Origin of the sequence: Nocardioides sp. (assembly GCF_036493135.1) — a bacterium.
Classification (GTDB): domain Bacteria; phylum Actinomycetota; class Actinomycetes; order Propionibacteriales; family Nocardioidaceae; genus Nocardioides.
In genome coordinates, this window is sequence record NZ_DASXQG010000068.1 from 1 (window position 1) to 15,593 (window position 15,593).

A 15,593-nucleotide genomic window follows, 5' to 3' on the forward strand; every position below is an offset into this window, starting at 1 on the left:
ATCGTGGTGCCCTGCTCGGCCAGACCGCGGACGATGGTCAGCACCTCGCCGACCAGCTCCGGGTCGAGCGCGGCGGTGATCTCGTCGAGGAGCAGCAGGGTCGGCTGCGTGCACAGCGCGCGCACCAGCGCAGCCCGCTGCTGCTGACCTCCCGACATCCGGTCCGGATGCTTGTCCGCCTGGTCGGCGAGCCCGAACCTGGTCAACAGGTCCCGAGCCCGCTGCTCCGCCTCGGCTTTGGGTACGCCGTGCACGCGCCGTGGCGCCAACGTGCAGTTGTCGAGCACGGTCAGGTGGGGGAACAGGTTGTAGGCCTGGAAGACCATCCCCATCCGGCTGCGCACCTCACGCCGGTCGACCCGGGGATCGGAGATCTCGCGTCCGTCGAACCTGATCACGCCGTCGTCGACATCCTCGAGCAGGTTCAGACAGCGCAACAGGGTGGACTTGCCCGAGCCCGACGAGCCGATCAGGCAGATCACGTCGTGCGGTTGCACGGTGAGGTCGATGTCGTGCAGGACGACCTTGTCGCCGTACGACTTCCGGACATCGATGACCTCGAGCAGCGCGTCGCTCATCGGGCCCCCAGCCTCTCCCGCTCCATGGCGCGGTGCTGGAGATGATCGGTGAACCGGGCGAGCGGGATGGTGAGGACGATGAAGTAGAGGGCGACCACGGTGTAGGGCGTGAAGTTGAAGTGGTAGTTGGCGTAGTCCTGGGCCGCGAAGAGCGCGTCGAAGAGCCCGGCGGCACCGACCAGAGCGGTGTCCTTCTGCAGGCTGATGAAGTCGTTGAGCAGCGGCGGGATCACCCTCCGGATGCCCTGCGGCACCACGACGTAGCGCATGGCCTGGAGCCGGGAGAGGCCGAGCGCGTCCGCGCTGGCGATCTGGGAGGGGTGGATGGACTCGATGCCTGCCCGGATCACTTCCGCGACGTAGGCGCCGTACGAGAGGACGAGGGCGACCAACCCCCAGAAGAACAGGGAGTTGGTCAGGCCCTGGAGGTTCAGCGCCGGGATCCCGAACGCCAGCATGAACACCAGCAGGATCGTCGGGATGCCTCGGAACAGGTCGGTGTAGATCACCGCGACGATCCGCAGCGGCAGCAGCACCGGGGCGCGCGACTGCCGTACCAATGCGACTGCCAGGGCCAGGACCAGGATCAGGACCTCGCCGATCAGGAAGAGCTTGACGTTGTAGGTCCAGAAGGCATGCCAGATCGAGGGGAACGCCGCCTTGGCGTCGCCCCCGTTGAAGAACGTCGCCTTGACCGTGTGCCAGCCGGGTGAGGTGATCGTGCCCAGCACGACCACCGCGAAGAACGCGACCGTCGCGGCGGTCGAGACCAGGAGCGCACGTCGTCGAAGGGAGCGGCGTACGGCCCGCCGCTCGGTCTCCCGAGCGCTCGGCTGCCAGGCCTCGACGGGCTCGCTCACCGGCAGGTCACTGGAGGACGGGCACGTTCACGGTCTGGCTGAGCCACTTCTTCTCGATCGCGTCCAGCGTGCCGTCCTGCTTGAGGTTCGCCAGCGCCTGGTTCACGCAGTCGACCAAGGGGTTGTTCTTCTGGAACAGCATCCCGAACTGCTCGGGGCTGCCGCTCTGCTGCTGGAACTGCCCGACGATCGTCGCCGACGGGATCTCTACGGCGGTGATGTAGAACGCGGTCGGGAGGTCGGCCACGATCGCGTCCACCTGGCCGTTGAGCAGTGCCTGCTTGGCGACGTTGGTGTTCTGGAAGACCAGCGGCTGGGTGGTCGGCTGGATGTCCTGACGGATCGCGGTCAGCGACGTCGTGCCGGTCTGTGCGCCGAGCTTGTACTGCTTGAGGTCGGCGATCGACGCGACCTTCGCCACCGGGGAGTCCTTGAGCGCGATCAACCCCTGGGCGGCGGTGTAGTACCCGTCGGAGAACGTGACGACCTTGGCGCGTGCCGGCGTGATCGAGATCTGGTTGATGTCGAAGTCGAAGCCCTTGTCTCCCGGCGCGTAGGACTTGTTGAACGGCTCCTTGACCCACTTCACCGCCGTCGTGTCGAAGCCGAGCTGCTTCGCCACGGCGTACGCGACGGCCGACTCGTAGCCCTTGCCGTTGCTCGGGTCGTTGTTCTTGAACCACGGGTCGTACGCCGGAGAGTCCGTCGCGACGGTCAGGGTGCCGTCGGTGAGGGTCTTCCCCTGCACGCACTCGGCCGGGGTCTGGTCGGTACTGGTGTCGGTGGCCGTCGAGCTTTCCTGCGGAGCGCACCCGAGCGCGACGAGCATGAGCGGAACGAGGACGGCAGCCGTTCGGGGCGTGCGCATGGCGAGATCGTACGGGTACGCCGGACCTAGTGGTGGTGCGCGTGCTCCTCGTGGAACCGGTGGACGACCGCGTGACCCTTTCCGCGCTCCATCAGCCAGTGGTTGACCGGCACCGCCGCGACGAACGCGACGGCCAGTGAGGCCGCGAGCGACCACCAGAAAAGCGGCGTGTCGAGCGTGGCCGCCATCGCGCCCGGCACCAGCAGCAGGAAGACGGTGTCGACGACCTCCATGGTGAAGATCGACACCGTGTCGCTGGCGAGTGCAGCCCGGACAGCGGTGCGGTGGTCGGCGCCCATGCGCCGTACGCCGGTGTAGGTCAGGGCGTAGCCGAAGAGGAAGGCAAGCGTGATCGAGAGCGCGATGTTCGCGGCATTGCCCCACCCCCACCAGGTGCTCAGCACCATGCCGGTGACCTCGCCGATGGCACACCCGGTCAGGCAGTGCAGAGTTGCCGTGATCGCCATCCTCCAGCTGTCGGTCATGTCGTCCGTTATACCCGTGGGGGGTATCCGCACGCAAGCGACGTCACCCGCCAGGCGGCCGCTCTCTAGACTCCCGGCATGCGGATCACCGTGATCGGGTGTGGGTACCTCGGGGCCACCCACGCTGCCGCCATGGCCGAGTTCGGCCATGAGGTGCTGGCGATGGAGATCGACCGGGCCAAGCGAGAGGCGCTGGCCCAGGGGCGGGTTCCCATGCACGAACCCAACCTCGCCGACCTGCTCGCCCGGAACGTCGAGTCCGGTCAGTTGCGGTTCACCGACTCCTACGCCGAGGTCGCGGCGTTCGGCGACCTCCACTTCGTCTGCGTCGGGACGCCCCAGCAGCCCGAGAGCCTGGCCGCCGACGTGAGCCAGATCGAGGCCGCGATCACGGGACTCGCGCCCCATCTCGCGCGTCCCGCGCTGGTCGTGGGCAAGTCGACGGTCCCGGTGGGTACCGCCGAGCGGATGGCCGGCCGGCTCACCGCCCTCGCGCCGGCCGGCGGCGAGGCGATGCTCGCGTGGAACCCCGAGTTCCTGCGCGAGGGCTACGCCGTGCAGGACACGCTGCACCCCGACCGGATCGTGGTGGGCATCCAGGACAGCCGGGCCGAGAAGCTCCTGCGTGACTTCTACCAGCCGATGATCGACCAGGGTTCGCCGATCGTGGTCACCGACTATGCGACCGCCGAGCTGGTCAAGGTCGCCGCCAACGCCTTCCTGGCCACCAAGATCTCGTTCATCAACGCGATGGCCGAGGTCTGCGAGGCCACCGGCGCGGACGTCGTCGACCTCGCCGACTCGATCGGGTACGACGAGCGAATCGGCCGCCAGTTCCTCAACGCCGGGATCGGCTTCGGCGGCGGGTGTCTGCCCAAGGACATCCGCGCCTTCGTCCACCGCGCCGGCGAGCTCGGCGTCGAGGACGCGATGACCTTCCTGCGGCACATCGACGACATCAACCGACGCCAGCGTGAGCGGGTCGTGCACATCGCCAAGGCGATGGTCGGTGGTGACCTCGCCGGGGCCCGGATCGGCGTGTGGGGCGCGGCGTTCAAGCCCGACAGCGACGACGTCCGAGACTCCCCCGCGCTCTGGATCTCCGGCCAGCTGCACCTGAAGGGCGCCGACGTCCGGGTCTACGACCCCCAGGCCAACGCGACCGCCGGACATGCCTTCCCGACCCTCACCTACGCCGACTCGGCGGTCGAGGCGTGCCGGGGCGCCGACCTGGTGCTCCACCTCACCGAGTGGCCGGAGTTCCGCGAGCTCACCCCCACCGATCTGGAGGGTGTGGTGAGACGGCAGCAGCTCTTCGACGGTCGCAACGTGCTGGACGTCGACGCCTGGCGCTCCGCCGGCTGGACCGTCCGCGCCCTCGGCCGGCGGTAGCGGCACCACCGACCCGGATCTGTCATAACCGCGCGATCGCGCCAGTACGACACCCCACACGGCCCCAGCACTGTCGTAACCGTGCGATCGCGCCACTAGGACATGCCACGCGGCCCCGGATCTGTCGTAACCGCGCGATCGCGCCAGTACGACACCCCACACGGCCCCAGCACTGTCATAACCACGCGATCGCGCTGTTATGGCCGGGATCCGGCTCCCTCAGTTGTCCGGGGGCTGGGCCTTGATCGTCTCGGCGTACCAGTCGAAGGACTTCTTCGGGATGCGCGCCTGGGTCTCGTAGTCGACGTACACGAGACCGAAGCGCTGGGTGTAGCCCTCGGCCCACCCGAAGTTGTCCATCAGCGACCACGTGTAGTACCCCCGGACGTCGACCCCGGCGCGTACGGCGACGGCGACGGCTCGGAGGTGGGCGTCGAGGTAGTCGATGCGCGCCTGGTCGTCGACGACACCGTCCGCGTCGGGCGCCGTGGCGTAGGAGCAGCCCGACTCGGTGATGATGATCGGCGGGAGCGCCGCTCGGTAGCGGGCTCGCAGAGTGATCAGCCACTCGCGCAGTGCGTCGGGGACGACCGGCCAGCCGAAGTCGGTGGTCGGGTACCCGAGGATCTTCAGCCGCTCCCACGGCGTCGGAGCGTCCTCGTCGGCGGCGGCGATGCGCATCGGGTTGTAGTAGTTCACGCCGTAGAAGTCGAGTGGCTGCCGGATCGTCGCCATGTCACCGGCCCGGATGACCGGTGCGACGAGCGGGGCGAGGTCGAACGGGTACCGCCCGAACAACATCGGCTCCGAGAACATCCCGTTCCAGAGCGCGTCGAAGAGCTTCGAGGCGCCGACGTCCGCCTCATCCTCGCTGGCCGGCCACATCGGGGCGTGGTTGTTGGCGCAGCCGATGCTCGAGGCGCCGGCCGCGCGCAGGGCGATCGCCGCGCGGCCGTGGGCGAGCAGCAGGTGATGCGCCACGGGCAGTGCGTCGAACATCAGCTCCTTGCCCGGGGCGTGGATGCCGTTGCCGTAGCCGAGCATGGTCACGACGTTGGGCTCATTGATCGGGATCCAGTGCTCGACGCGATCGGAGAGACGCTCACCGACCAGCGCGGCGTACTCGGCGAAGCGGTCGCCGGTGTCGCGGTTCAGCCAGCCCCCGGCGTCCTCGAGCTCCTGCGGCAGGTCCCAGTGGTAGAGCGTCACCATCGGCTGGATGTCGCGCTCGAGCAGGCCGTCGACGAGCCGCTCGTAGAAGTCGAGGCCGGCCTGGTTCGGCTCACCGGAACCGGTCGGCAGCACCCGTGGCCACGAGATCGAGAAGCGGTAGCCCCCGAGCCCGAGCTCTTGCATGAGGTCGAGGTCCTCGTCCAGGCGGTGGTAGTGGTCGCAGGCGACGTCACCGGTCGAGCCGTCCGCGATCTTGCCGGGCTGATGGCTGAACGTGTCCCAGATGCTGGGGCCCTTGCCGTCCTCGGTCGCTCCCCCCTCGATCTGGTACGACGCAGTGCTGGCACCGAACCGGAAGCCCGGTGGAAGCAGAGGGTGTGGCACGGGGATCATTGTGTCCGTGACCGTAGTGGTTCGAAGGGGAATGGACCGGTTCTTGACCCGCGAAGCGGGACGTCAGACGCGTCACTCATTCTCGTTCGGGTCGTCGTACGACGCGCAGCGCGTCTCGTTCGGACCGCTGTACGCGCTCAACGACGACCTCCTGGCGACCGGCGCCGGGTACGACGCGCACGAGCACGCGGACGTCGTGCTCGTCACCTGGGTCGTCTCCGGTGCACTCGCCCACGAGGACGCAACCGGTCATGTGACCCAGCCGGCCGGCCAGCTCGCGGTCACCCGAGCCGGCACCGGCATCACCCACAGCGAGGGCGCGGACACCGGCGTCACCCGCTTCGTCCAGGCCTGGCTACGACCGAGCGAACCCGGCGGCGAGCCGAGCCGGCGTACGACGACCCCCGACCTGAGCAGTGGCACCCTCGTCGTCGTCGCCGACGAGGACGACCTGGGCATCCCCGGGGCGACGTTGCGGATCGCGGACGTACCCGGCGGTGCACCAGTGTCGGTGCCGGACGCCCCGCTCCGCTATGTCTTCGTCGCGACCGGCGCGCTCACACGCTCGAGCCTGGCCGAGCCCCTCGCCGCAGGCGACGCCTTCGAGATCACCGGCGACCACGACGTCGCCGTCACGGCCGGTGTCCCGACCCAGCTGCTCGTGTGGTCGTTCGGGGACGCCGGCGTCACGGAACCAGCACGCCGGGGTTCATGACCCCGCTCGGGTCGACCGCCCGCTTGACCGCTCGCAGCACCTCGACCCCCACCGCTCCGATCTCGTCCTCGAGCCACGGCTGGTGATCCGTGCCGACCGCATGGTGGTGGGTGATCGTCGCGCCGGTGGCCACGATGGCGTCCATCGCGGCGCGCTTGGCGCCCAGCCAACGGCCGAGCGCATCGTCACCCTCGGGCGCGGCGACGGTGAAGTAGAGCGAGGCGCCGGTCTCGTACACGTGCGACACGTGGCACAGCACCATCGCCGGCTCGCCGAGCGTCTCGGTCAGCGCTGACGACACCGCGTCGTAGGTTCGGCGCAGGCGTGACCAGTACGTCGCGGTCTCCAGCGTCTCGACCAGCACACCGGCGTCGAGCATCGAGTCGCGGAGGTACGGCGCATCGAAGCGGCCGGCGACCCACTTCCGGCCCGGCTCCTCGCCGGACGTCTCAGCCCCCAGGTCCTCCAGGACGGCCGACACCGCAGCGCGTCTGGCCGAGACCGCGGCGGGCGTGCCCTCGAAGCCGGCGATCATCAGGCAGCCGCCGGACGACGACCCGCCGATGGAGTCGGGATCGACGAGGTTCAACGCGGTCTCGTTCTCGTCCGAGAGGCGCAGCACGGTCGGCAACAGCTGGGCCTGGGCCAGGGTCCGCATCGCGTCGGCACCGGCGTCGAACGACGGCCAGCGCCAGCCGTCGTACACCTTCTGCTCCGGTCGAGCGCGTACCCGGACGGTGACCGCGGTGATCACGCCGTACGCACCCTCCGAGCCGAGGAACACCTGACGCAGGTCGGGTCCTGCGGCACTCGCGGGCGCGTGACCGAGCTCGATCGGTCCCGCCGGCGTCGCGACCACCAGTCCATCGACGAGGGCGTCGAAGCGGCCGTACCCGGCCGACGACTGGCCGCTGGAGCGCGTGGCCGCGAAGCCGCCGATCGACGCGAACTCGAACGACTGCGGGAAGTGCCCCAGCGTCAGCCCGTGCTCGGCGAGGAGTGCCTCGGCCTCCGGGCCCCTGAGTCCGGGCTCGAGCGTCGCGGTCATCGACACCGGGTCGACGGCGAGCAGCCCTTTCATCCGCACCAGGTCGAGGCTGACGACCCCGGCGTACCCGTCGCGACGGGCGACCAGCCCACCGACCACCGAGGTCCCGCCGCCGAACGGCACGACGGCCACTCGGTGCCGCACCGCGACCTCGAGCAGTGCCTGCACCTCGTCGTGGTTGCTCGGGCGCACGACCGCGTCCGGCGCGTCGGACAGATCCCCCGCGCGGGCCCGCAGCAGGTCGGGCGTCGACTTGCCGCGGGTGCGGAGCCGACGCGACTCGTCGTCGGTGAGCACGTGCTCGGGGCCCACCACCGCGGCGAGGTCCCTCAGGACCAGGTCCGAGAGATCGTGGGCGGGGAGCAGGACCGGCCCGTCCGCGACCCTGCGGTCGGTGACCGGGAAGACCAGCTCGACCAGGCCGCGGGCGGTGTCGGGAAGCGCGGCGGCGCGGGCCGGGTCGCCCCACCGGGTCGGGTGCATCTCGAGGCTCACGTGTTACAGTGTGACATATGGCGTCACTTCGTCACAACGCCGACCCGCAGGCGGCGTACCTCGACGCCGCCCGGGCCTGCATCCTCGACGTCGGCTGGCGGCGTACGACGCTGACGGAGGTCGCGCGGCGGGCGGGGGTGAGCCGGATGACGATCTACCGTGCCTGGCCGGACATGCCCGCGGTCCTCGGTGACCTGATGACCCGCGAGTGGGGCGAGGTCGTGATCCGCGCGGTGGCGCAGGCCGACGCCGCCCTCGACGAGAAGGCGACCGCCGCCGACCGGATCGTCGCCGAGGTGGTCGGCACGACGCGTGCCCTGCGCGACAACGAGCTCTTCGTCAGGATCGTCGAGCTCGATCCCGAGCTGCTGCTCCCCTATCTCCTCACCCGCCGCGGGCGCAGCCAGGAGGCCATCGCCGGGCACACCGCCGGCCGGCTTCGCGAGGGGCAGGCCGACGGCAGCGTCCGCAAGGGGGACCCGGTCGCGATCGCCCGTGCCCTGCTCCTCGCCGCGCACGGGTTCGTCCTGAGCGCCCACACGATGGTCGACGACGAGGTCGGCGAGGACGACCTCGACCGCGAGCTCGAGCATCTCGTCCGGAGCGTGGTGGCGGGATGAGCCGCATCCGGGCGGGCCTGGCCGACGTACCTACCGAGGTCGACGTACTCGTCGTCGGGCTCGGCATCACCGGCGCCGGCTGTGCCCTCGATGCCGTCTCGCGTGGCTTGTCCGTGCTCGCCGTCGACGCCCGCGACCTCGCCTTCGGTACGTCGCGGTGGTCGAGCAAGCTGGTCCACGGCGGCCTGCGCTACCTCGCCAACGGACAGGTCGGCGTGGCCCACGAGAGCGCGGTCGAGCGAGGCATCCTGATGGAGGTCACGGCCCCCCACCTGACCCACGCGCTGCCGATGCTCCTCCCCCTCGACGCGGCCACCGGCCGCCGACACGCCGCGTTCCTGCGCACCGGGATCGGCGCCGGCGACCTGCTCCGTGTGGCCGCGCGGACCTCACGCGAAACCCTTCCTCGACCTCGCCGGATCTCCGCCACCGAGACCCGTCACCTGGCGCCGGTCCTGGGCTCCAGCGTCCGGGGCGGCATCCTGTCGTGGGACGGCCAGCTCGAGGACGACGCCCGGCTCGTCACCACGGTCGCCCGCACGGCCACCACCTTCGGCGCCGAGATCCGTACCCGCGCTCGCGCCGTCGAGCTCCACGGTCGCAGTGCCGTGCTCCGCGACGAGCTGACCGGAGTGACCGTCGACGTCCGCGCGCGAGCGGTCGTCAACGCCGCCGGCGTCTGGGCGGGCGACCTCGTCGACCACGTCGAGCTGCGACCGAGCAGGGGCACTCACCTCGTCGTGCGCGCCGAGGCGCTCGCCGGTCTGCGGGTCGCCCTGACGCTGCCGGTCCCCGGTGAGCGCAGCCGCTTCCTCAACGTCGTGCCCCAGCCGGACGGTCTGGTCTACGTCGGCCTTACCGACGTCCCGGTCGACGGAGAGGCGCCCGACGTCCCGGAGCCGAGCGAGGCCGAGATCGACTTCCTGGTCGAGACCACGTCGGCCGCCCTCGCGCACCCGCTCGCCCGCTCAGACGTCGTCGGGTCGTACGCCGGGCTCCGCCCTCTGCTGCGCGCCGACGGCCGCACGTCCGACCTGTCCCGTCGGCACGCAGTCCTCACCTCCGCGGCGGGCGTGGTGACGGTCGTCGGCGGGAAGCTCACGACGTACCGCCGGATGGCGCAGGACGCCGTCGACGCAGCCGTCGAAGGCGCCGGCCTGAACGCCCGGCCGTGCACCACTGCGCGCCTCCCACTCGCCGGTGCGGCCTCTCGCACCGAGCTCGGCCGGCTGACCGCGGAGTCGGCGTCCCCGCGGCTCGTCCGTCGGTACGGCGCGGACGCCGACCTGGTCCTGGTCAGCGCGCGCGAGGCGTCGGGACTGACCGACGAAGAGCTGCTCGCTCCGGTCGCAGAGCGAGTCCCGGCCACGCTCGCCGAGCTCCTCTTCGGGATCACCCATGAGGGCGCCCACGACGTCGACGATCTGCTCGACCGACGTACTCGCGTCGGGCTGGTGACGAGCGACCGAGTGCTCGCGGAGCCGGCGGCTCACCACGCGTTCACGCTCGCCAAGGCAACGGTTCGTTAAATCGAACCCCTGGCCCTCCCCAACCGGGCCGCCAGGCCCTACCGTCTATGACATGCTCGAGCCCAGGGGGGCGGACTCAAGCATGTTCGGTTTCGCGACGGACGATTCCGCCCGTGTTGTGAACCATGCCCGCGACGCACTGTCGCAGGGCAGGATCGCGGACGCTATGGACGCGGTCGATCGCGCGCGCCATCGCGACGATCTCGGTGACTCCGGCCTGGTCACCATCGCCCTCACCGGACTCCTGGCCAAGCTCGCGCTGGGCGACCTCCGCGGCGCCGCGGCGTACTCCCGCGAGCTGACGAACCTGATGCGCATCCGCGGGCTCATCGGCGCCGTCTCGTCGTTCGGGCTCGGCGAGTTCGCCGCCGCACGCAGCCTGCCGGACCAGGCCGTGTCCTTCTACGAGCGCGCCGGCGAGGAGCTCCGCTCCGTCAAGGCCACCACCTGGCTGCCGTGGCGCAGCGGGCTTGCACGCGTGATCGCCGGCCGTGGCGAGATCGCCCCGGCGACCGCACTGGTCGAGGCCGAGCTCGCCCAGGCGCGCACGCTCGACGCTCCGTACGCCATCGCCTACGCGCTGCGCACACAGGCCGCGATCGCGCCGACCAGCGACCGCGTCACCCTGCTCAGCGAGGCCCTCGAGGTGCTCGAGGGCACGGCGGCAGCGCGGCTCGACGCGCAGATCCGCACCGACCTGGCCGCCTGGCTCCTGCTGCTCCATCCCCAGGAGTCGGCCCGGGCCGTGGACCTCCTACGGAGTGCCGAGAAGTACGCGCGCCAGGAGGAGCTCGCCCCGCTGCTGGGACGCATCCGGTGGTTGCTCGAGCGTCTCGGCGAGGCTCCGGACGGCGAGCTGCCCGGTCGGCTTGCCGAGCTGAGCGCCGCCGAGCGGCGAGTGGCACAGCTGGTCGTGGTCGGCAAGCGCAACCGCGAGATCGCCGTCGAGCTGGGTGTCAGTGTGAAGTCCGTGGAGTGGCACGTCTCCCACATCCTCCGGAAGCTCGCGATCACCTCTCGTACCGAGCTCGCCGACGCCCTCGCCCAGCCGCGCCAGCCCCGCTGATCGGCCCTGCTGATCTGCCCTGCTGATCGGCCCTGCTGATCAGCCCTGCTGATCAGCCCGGGATCGCGACGTACGTCGTGTCGAGGTACTCGTCGATGCCCTCGAAGCCGCCCTCGCGACCGAAGCCGCTGGCCTTCACTCCACCGAACGGTGCCGCCGGGTTGGATACCAGACCCGTGTTCACGCCGACCATGCCGAACTGAAGAGCCTCGGCGACCTTGATGGTGCGCGCGAGGTCGCGGGTGTAGACGTACGACGCGAGGCCGTACTCCGTGGCATTGGCCAGGGCGATCGCCTCGTCGTCGGAGCTGAACGTGGTGATCGGCGCGACCGGTCCGAAGATCTCCTCGTTCACGATCCGCGCCTGCGCCGGGACGCCGAGCAGCACGGTCGGGGAGTAGAAGTGGCCGGGGCCATCGGGGGCCTCGCCGCCGGTGACCAGCTCGGCGCCGTCCTGGAGTGCGTCGGTGACGAGCTGTCCGACCGACTCGACGGCGTCGGCGTTGATCAGCGGCCCGACGTCGGTGCCGGCGGACTGGCCGCGGCCCGTCCTCAGCGAGCCCATCCGCTGACCGAGCAGCTCGGCGAACTCACGTGACACCGACTCGTGGACGAGGAAGCGGTTGGCGGCCGTGCAGGCCTCACCCATGTTCCGCATCTTCGCGATCATCGCGCCGTCGACGGCGGCAGCGACGTCGGCGTCCTGGAAGACGATGAACGGCGCGTTGCCCCCGAGCTCCATCGAGACGCGCTGCAGCTCGTCGGCCGACTGTCGGACGATCACCTTCCCGACCGGGGTCGAGCCGGTGAAGCTCACCTTGCGCAAGCGCTCGTCGGCCATCAGCGTGGCGCTGAGCGCCTTGGAGTTGTGCGTCGTGACGATGTTCAGGACCCCGCCGGGCAGACCGGCCTCGGTGAGCACGTGGGCCAGCGCCAGCATCGTCAACGGCGTGAGCTCTGCCGGCTTCACGATCATGGTGCAACCGGCCGCGATCGCCGGCCCGATCTTCCGGGTGCCCATCGCGAGCGGGAAGTTCCACGGCGTGATGAACAGGCACGGTCCGACCGGTTTGCGGATCGTCAGCAGGCGCGATCCTCCGGCGGGAGCCTGCATCCACCGGCCGTGGATACGCACGGCCTCCTCGGCGAACCACCGGAAGAACTCCGCACCGTAGGTCACCTCACCCTTGGCCTCGGCGAGGGTCTTGCCCATCTCGAGGCTGATCAGCTCGGCGAAGTCGTCGGCCTGGTCCATGATCGCCTCGAAGGACCGACGCAGGATCTCGCCGCGGTCGCGGGGCGGCGTAGCGGCCCAGTCGGTCTGCGCGGCCACCGCCGCGTCCAATGCGGCCGTCGCGTCGTCGGTGCTGCCGTCGGCGACGTCGGTGATCACGGACTCGTCGGCCGGGTCGCGTACCTCGAACCTCGAGCCGGTGCTCGACTCGCGCCACTGCCCGCCGATGAACAGCCCGCGCGAGCCGGTTTTCGCCAAGAGGTCTAGTCCAGTCATGGAATCAGCCTGTCACTGGCCCGAGTTTGTCGAAAGTGTTCACGGAACTGTCTCGTCTCTGACACCCTGTGATCGTCGGCCTGGGGGCATGCCACCCGGACGATATCGAGCCCCTCGCTGACCCCATGCTGCGAGGGGCTCGCTACTTTCTTACGTCGTCCTCGTGTGGCTCCGCGACACGAGCACAGGCCCCTCGTCGGCCCACTCGTCGAGCCCCGACGACCTCTCGTCCGTGCCGTCGTTCGTCGTACCTCTTGAAACCCGGGCCCGACCGGAGTTGGTTGTACCCATCGTGTCGACGCGGCGGTCGGCGCCATCAGCCGGGTCCGCCGTTCCTGGTTAAATTCCTGGAGGCTGACCATGGCGGACAAGGCGGGCGGGCGTAGACCAGCGGGTCAAGATCTCGGGGCGAGCAGCCCCGACCGGATCCGCAACGTGGTGCTGGTGGGACCGGGAGGATCCGGGAAGACCACCCTGGTCGACACACTGCTCGCCTCAGCCGGAGCCATCCCCCGAGCGGGGACCATCCAGGAAGGCTCGACGGTCTGCGACTTCGAGGACTCCGAGAAGTCCCACGAACGCTCCGTCTCACTGGCCATCGCCCCCGTCATCCACCGCGAGACCAAGATCAACTTCGTCGACACCCCCGGGTACGCCGACTTCGTGGGCGAGGTGCGCGCCGGGCTGCGTGCGGCCGACTGCGCGCTCTTCGTGATCGCCGCGAGCGAGAGCGTCGACGACGCCACCACCTCGCTGTGGCGTGAGTGTGCCGAGGTCGGCATGCCGCGTGCCGTCGTGATCACCAAGCTCGACCAGGCACGCGCCGACTACGACGGCGTGCTGGCCGGCGCCCAGGCGGCGTTCGGCGACCGGGTGCTGCCGCTCTACGTCCCGGTGCGCGACGGCGGCGGCGAGGTGACCGGGCTGGTCGACCTGATGACCGACGCCGGCGAGCACGAGGACCTCCGCGGCGCCCTGATCGAGGGCATCATCGAGGAGTCCGAGGACGAGACCCTCATGGACCGCTACCTCGGGGGAGAGGAGATCGCCCACGAGTCCCTGACCGACGATCTCGAGACCGCGGTGGCCCGGGCGAGCTTCCACCCCGTCGTACCGGTGTGCTCGCTGAGCGGCGTCGGGTGCGCCGAGCTGCTCGACCTGGCCGTCGACGGCTTCCCCTCGCCACTGGAGCACCCGGCCCCGGAGGTGTTCACCCCCGCCGGCAAGGAGGCCGAACCGATCGCGGGCGACCCTCGGGGCGTGCTCGTCGCCGAGGTCGTGAAGACCTCGAGCGACCAGTACGTCGGTCGGGTGAGCCTGGTCCGCGTCTTCTCCGGCACCCTCACCGCCGACGACCCCGTTCATGTGTCCGGTCACTTCACGTCGTTCTTCTCTGACGTGAGCGGCCACGAGGACCACGACGAGGACGAGAAGATCGGCTCCCTGTCGTATCCCTTCGGCGGCACCCACGTCCCCGCGACCGCCGTGGTCGCCGGCGACCTCTGCGCGATCGGCAAGCTCAGCCGCGCCGAGACCGGCGACACCCTGTCCTCGATCGGCGAGCCGCGGGTGCTGAAGCCGTGGTCGATGCCCGAGCCGCTGCTGCCGGTGGCGATCGTGGCGAAGAGCAAGGCGGACGAGGACAAGCTGTCGCAGGCGCTGGGCCGCCTCGCCGCGGAGGACCCGAGCCTGCGCGTCGAGAACAACCCCGAGACCCACCAGCTGGTGCTGTGGTGCATGGGCGAGGCCCACTCCGACGTGCTCATCGCGCGACTGGCGGATCGCTACTCCGTCCACGTCGAGACGGAGCCGTTCCTGGTGTCACTGCGCGAGACGTTCGCCGGCCAGGGCAAGGGGCTCGGCCGGCACGTGAAGCAGTCAGGAGGCCACGGTCAGTACGCCGTGTGCCACATCGAGGTCGAGCCGCTGCCCGAGGGCGTGGGTTTCGAGTTCGTCGACAAGGTCGTCGGCGGCGCCGTACCGCGGCAGTTCATCCCCTCGGTCGAGAAGGGCGTTCGGGCCCAGATGGAGAAGGGCGTCCGCGCCGGCTATCCGATGGTCGACCTGCGGGTGACCCTCACCGACGGCAAGGCGCACGCCGTGGACTCCTCCGACATGGCCTTCCAGATGGCCGGCTCGCTGGCGCTCCGCGAGGCGGCCACGGCGACGACCGTCACCATGCTCGAGCCGTACGACGTGGTCGCGGTCGTCGTACCCGACGAGCACATCGGCCCGACCATGAGTGACCTGTCCTCGCGCCGAGCGCGGCTGCTCGGCACCGACAAGGTCGGCGACGACCGCACGATGATCAACGCCGAGGTGCCGCAGACCGAGCTGGTGCGCTACTCCGTCGACCTCCGGTCGGCCACGCACGGCGCCGGCTCGTTCACCCGGTCGTTCGGCCACTACGAGCGGATGCCGGAGGACGTCGCCCGCTCGGTGTCCTCCCGCCAGCGCTGAGTCCGGCTGGGGTCTGTGGGAATCGCCGGTTCACCGGCGATTCCTACGCTTCCCGGCCGTTGCAACGCCCTGGAAGTGCAGGAAGTGACCCCACGCTGGGGCTGGAGTGACGCGCGGGGCGCCGGCAATGGGTACCCCTACATCAGCCGGCGTGCGCCCCGCGGAGGAATGCCCCGAGGAGCGGGCCCGCGACGCCGGCGCCCGTCGTACCGACGTCGACGAAGGCACACACCGCCAGGTCGCCCTGGGCGCCGATCATCCAGGCGTGGGTGAGGCGCTTGCCGTTGCGGTCGAACTCCGCGGTGCCGGTCTTGGCGATCACCGGCGAACCGGGAACGTCGCGCAGCCCGATGCCCGTGCCGCTGGTCACCACCCCGCGGAGCAGGGTCTTCAGGGTCGCG

General features: G+C 70.3%; 14 protein-coding genes. 6 read left to right on the top strand and 8 right to left on the bottom strand.

The annotated features are described in order from the left end of the window. The 4 genes from VGJ24_RS12635 to VGJ24_RS12650 all read right to left on the bottom strand — a co-directional run. A partial coding sequence (locus VGJ24_RS12635; RefSeq protein ID WP_331500981.1) for an amino acid ABC transporter ATP-binding protein occupies positions 1-578 on the bottom strand: 578 nt, incomplete at its 3' end. Beyond that, positions 575-1,438, bottom strand: a complete 864-nt coding sequence (locus VGJ24_RS12640) for an amino acid ABC transporter permease (RefSeq protein WP_331500982.1) — start codon at positions 1,436-1,438, stop codon at positions 575-577. The genes VGJ24_RS12635 and VGJ24_RS12640, both read right to left, overlap by 4 nt. Positions 1,439-1,445: 7 nt before the next feature. Beyond that, positions 1,446-2,306 carry an ABC transporter substrate-binding protein gene (locus tag VGJ24_RS12645; RefSeq protein ID WP_331500983.1) on the bottom strand — a complete coding sequence of 287 codons (861 nt, stop codon included), beginning with the start codon at positions 2,304-2,306 and terminating at the stop codon, positions 1,446-1,448. 26 nt (positions 2,307-2,332) lie between these two features. Continuing rightward, positions 2,333-2,791 (bottom strand): DUF4396 domain-containing protein, encoded by a 459-nt coding sequence (locus tag VGJ24_RS12650; protein ID WP_331500984.1) that lies wholly within the window; start codon positions 2,789-2,791, stop codon positions 2,333-2,335. 78 nt (positions 2,792-2,869) lie between these two features. Here VGJ24_RS12650 and VGJ24_RS12655 point away from each other — a divergent pair, with 78 nt between their 5' ends. Then, entirely contained in the window at positions 2,870-4,183 is a 1,314-nt protein-coding gene (locus tag VGJ24_RS12655) for a UDP-glucose/GDP-mannose dehydrogenase family protein (protein ID WP_331500985.1), read from the top strand. Positions 4,184-4,402: 219 nt separating this feature from the next. Here VGJ24_RS12655 and VGJ24_RS12660 read toward each other — a convergent pair whose 3' ends face one another. After that, positions 4,403-5,749: a GH1 family beta-glucosidase gene (locus tag VGJ24_RS12660; protein WP_414691071.1), complete on the bottom strand. Its 1,347-nt coding sequence runs from the start codon at positions 5,747-5,749 to the stop codon at positions 4,403-4,405. A gap of 43 nt (positions 5,750-5,792) precedes the next feature. Here VGJ24_RS12660 and VGJ24_RS12665 point away from each other — a divergent pair, with 43 nt between their 5' ends. Next, on the top strand, positions 5,793-6,464 hold the full coding sequence (locus VGJ24_RS12665; protein WP_331500987.1) for a pirin family protein: 672 nt from the start codon (positions 5,793-5,795) through the stop codon (positions 6,462-6,464). Here the strand turns inward: VGJ24_RS12665 and VGJ24_RS12670 are convergent. Beyond that, entirely contained in the window at positions 6,436-8,007 is a 1,572-nt protein-coding gene (locus VGJ24_RS12670) for an FAD-binding oxidoreductase (RefSeq protein WP_331500988.1), read from the bottom strand. The two genes, VGJ24_RS12665 and VGJ24_RS12670, sit on opposite strands and share 29 nt — an antisense overlap. Before the next feature lie 17 nt (positions 8,008-8,024). On the opposite strand from VGJ24_RS12670, the gene VGJ24_RS12675 reads away from it, so the two are divergent. From VGJ24_RS12675 to VGJ24_RS12685, 3 genes are all read left to right on the top strand, one after another. After that, a complete protein-coding gene (locus VGJ24_RS12675) occupies positions 8,025-8,627 on the top strand; it encodes a helix-turn-helix domain-containing protein (protein WP_331500989.1) in 603 nt (200 codons plus the stop codon). After that, positions 8,624-10,156, top strand: coding sequence for a glycerol-3-phosphate dehydrogenase/oxidase (locus VGJ24_RS12680; RefSeq protein WP_331500990.1), 1,533 nt, complete (start codon positions 8,624-8,626; stop codon positions 10,154-10,156). The genes VGJ24_RS12675 and VGJ24_RS12680 overlap by 4 nt, the downstream gene beginning before the upstream one ends. 166 nt (positions 10,157-10,322) lie before the next feature. Continuing rightward, positions 10,323-11,222: a helix-turn-helix transcriptional regulator gene (locus VGJ24_RS12685; protein ID WP_331500991.1), complete on the top strand. Its 900-nt coding sequence runs from the start codon at positions 10,323-10,325 to the stop codon at positions 11,220-11,222. 52 nt (positions 11,223-11,274) lie between these two features. On the opposite strand, the gene VGJ24_RS12690 is transcribed toward VGJ24_RS12685, so the two are convergent. Then, positions 11,275-12,732, bottom strand: a complete 1,458-nt coding sequence (locus tag VGJ24_RS12690; protein WP_331500992.1) for an NAD-dependent succinate-semialdehyde dehydrogenase — start codon at positions 12,730-12,732, stop codon at positions 11,275-11,277. 360 nt (positions 12,733-13,092) lie between these two features. Here VGJ24_RS12690 and VGJ24_RS12695 point away from each other — a divergent pair, with 360 nt between their 5' ends. Next, complete coding sequence (locus tag VGJ24_RS12695) at positions 13,093-15,192, top strand: elongation factor G-like protein EF-G2 (protein ID WP_331500993.1); 2,100 nt, start codon at positions 13,093-13,095, stop codon at positions 15,190-15,192. Between the two features lie 142 nt (positions 15,193-15,334). On the opposite strand, the gene VGJ24_RS12700 is transcribed toward VGJ24_RS12695, so the two are convergent. Then, positions 15,335-15,593: penicillin-binding transpeptidase domain-containing protein (locus tag VGJ24_RS12700; RefSeq protein WP_331500994.1), on the bottom strand; the 259-nt coding region annotated here is incomplete at its 5' end.

What these genes read in the sequence shown, in the direction of transcription:
- VGJ24_RS12685 (WP_331500991.1), top strand. Translation starts at nt 10,323, where the DNA reads ATGGACGCGGTCGATCGCGCGCGCCATCGCGACGATCTCGGTGACTCC.
- VGJ24_RS12675 (WP_331500989.1), top strand. Translation starts at nt 8,025, where the DNA reads ATGGCGTCACTTCGTCACAACGCCGACCCGCAGGCGGCGTACCTCGAC.
- VGJ24_RS12655 (WP_331500985.1), top strand. Translation starts at nt 2,870, where the DNA reads ATGCGGATCACCGTGATCGGGTGTGGGTACCTCGGGGCCACCCACGCT.
- VGJ24_RS12680 (WP_331500990.1), top strand. Translation starts at nt 8,624, where the DNA reads ATGAGCCGCATCCGGGCGGGCCTGGCCGACGTACCTACCGAGGTCGAC.
- VGJ24_RS12690 (WP_331500992.1), bottom strand. Translation starts at nt 12,732, where the DNA reads ATGACTGGACTAGACCTCTTGGCGAAAACCGGCTCGCGCGGGCTGTTC.
- VGJ24_RS12645 (WP_331500983.1), bottom strand. Translation starts at nt 2,306, where the DNA reads ATGCGCACGCCCCGAACGGCTGCCGTCCTCGTTCCGCTCATGCTCGTC.
- VGJ24_RS12695 (WP_331500993.1), top strand. Translation starts at nt 13,093, where the DNA reads ATGGCGGACAAGGCGGGCGGGCGTAGACCAGCGGGTCAAGATCTCGGG.
- VGJ24_RS12660 (WP_414691071.1), bottom strand. Translation starts at nt 5,749, where the DNA reads ATGATCCCCGTGCCACACCCTCTGCTTCCACCGGGCTTCCGGTTCGGT.
- VGJ24_RS12650 (WP_331500984.1), bottom strand. Translation starts at nt 2,791, where the DNA reads ATGACCGACAGCTGGAGGATGGCGATCACGGCAACTCTGCACTGCCTG.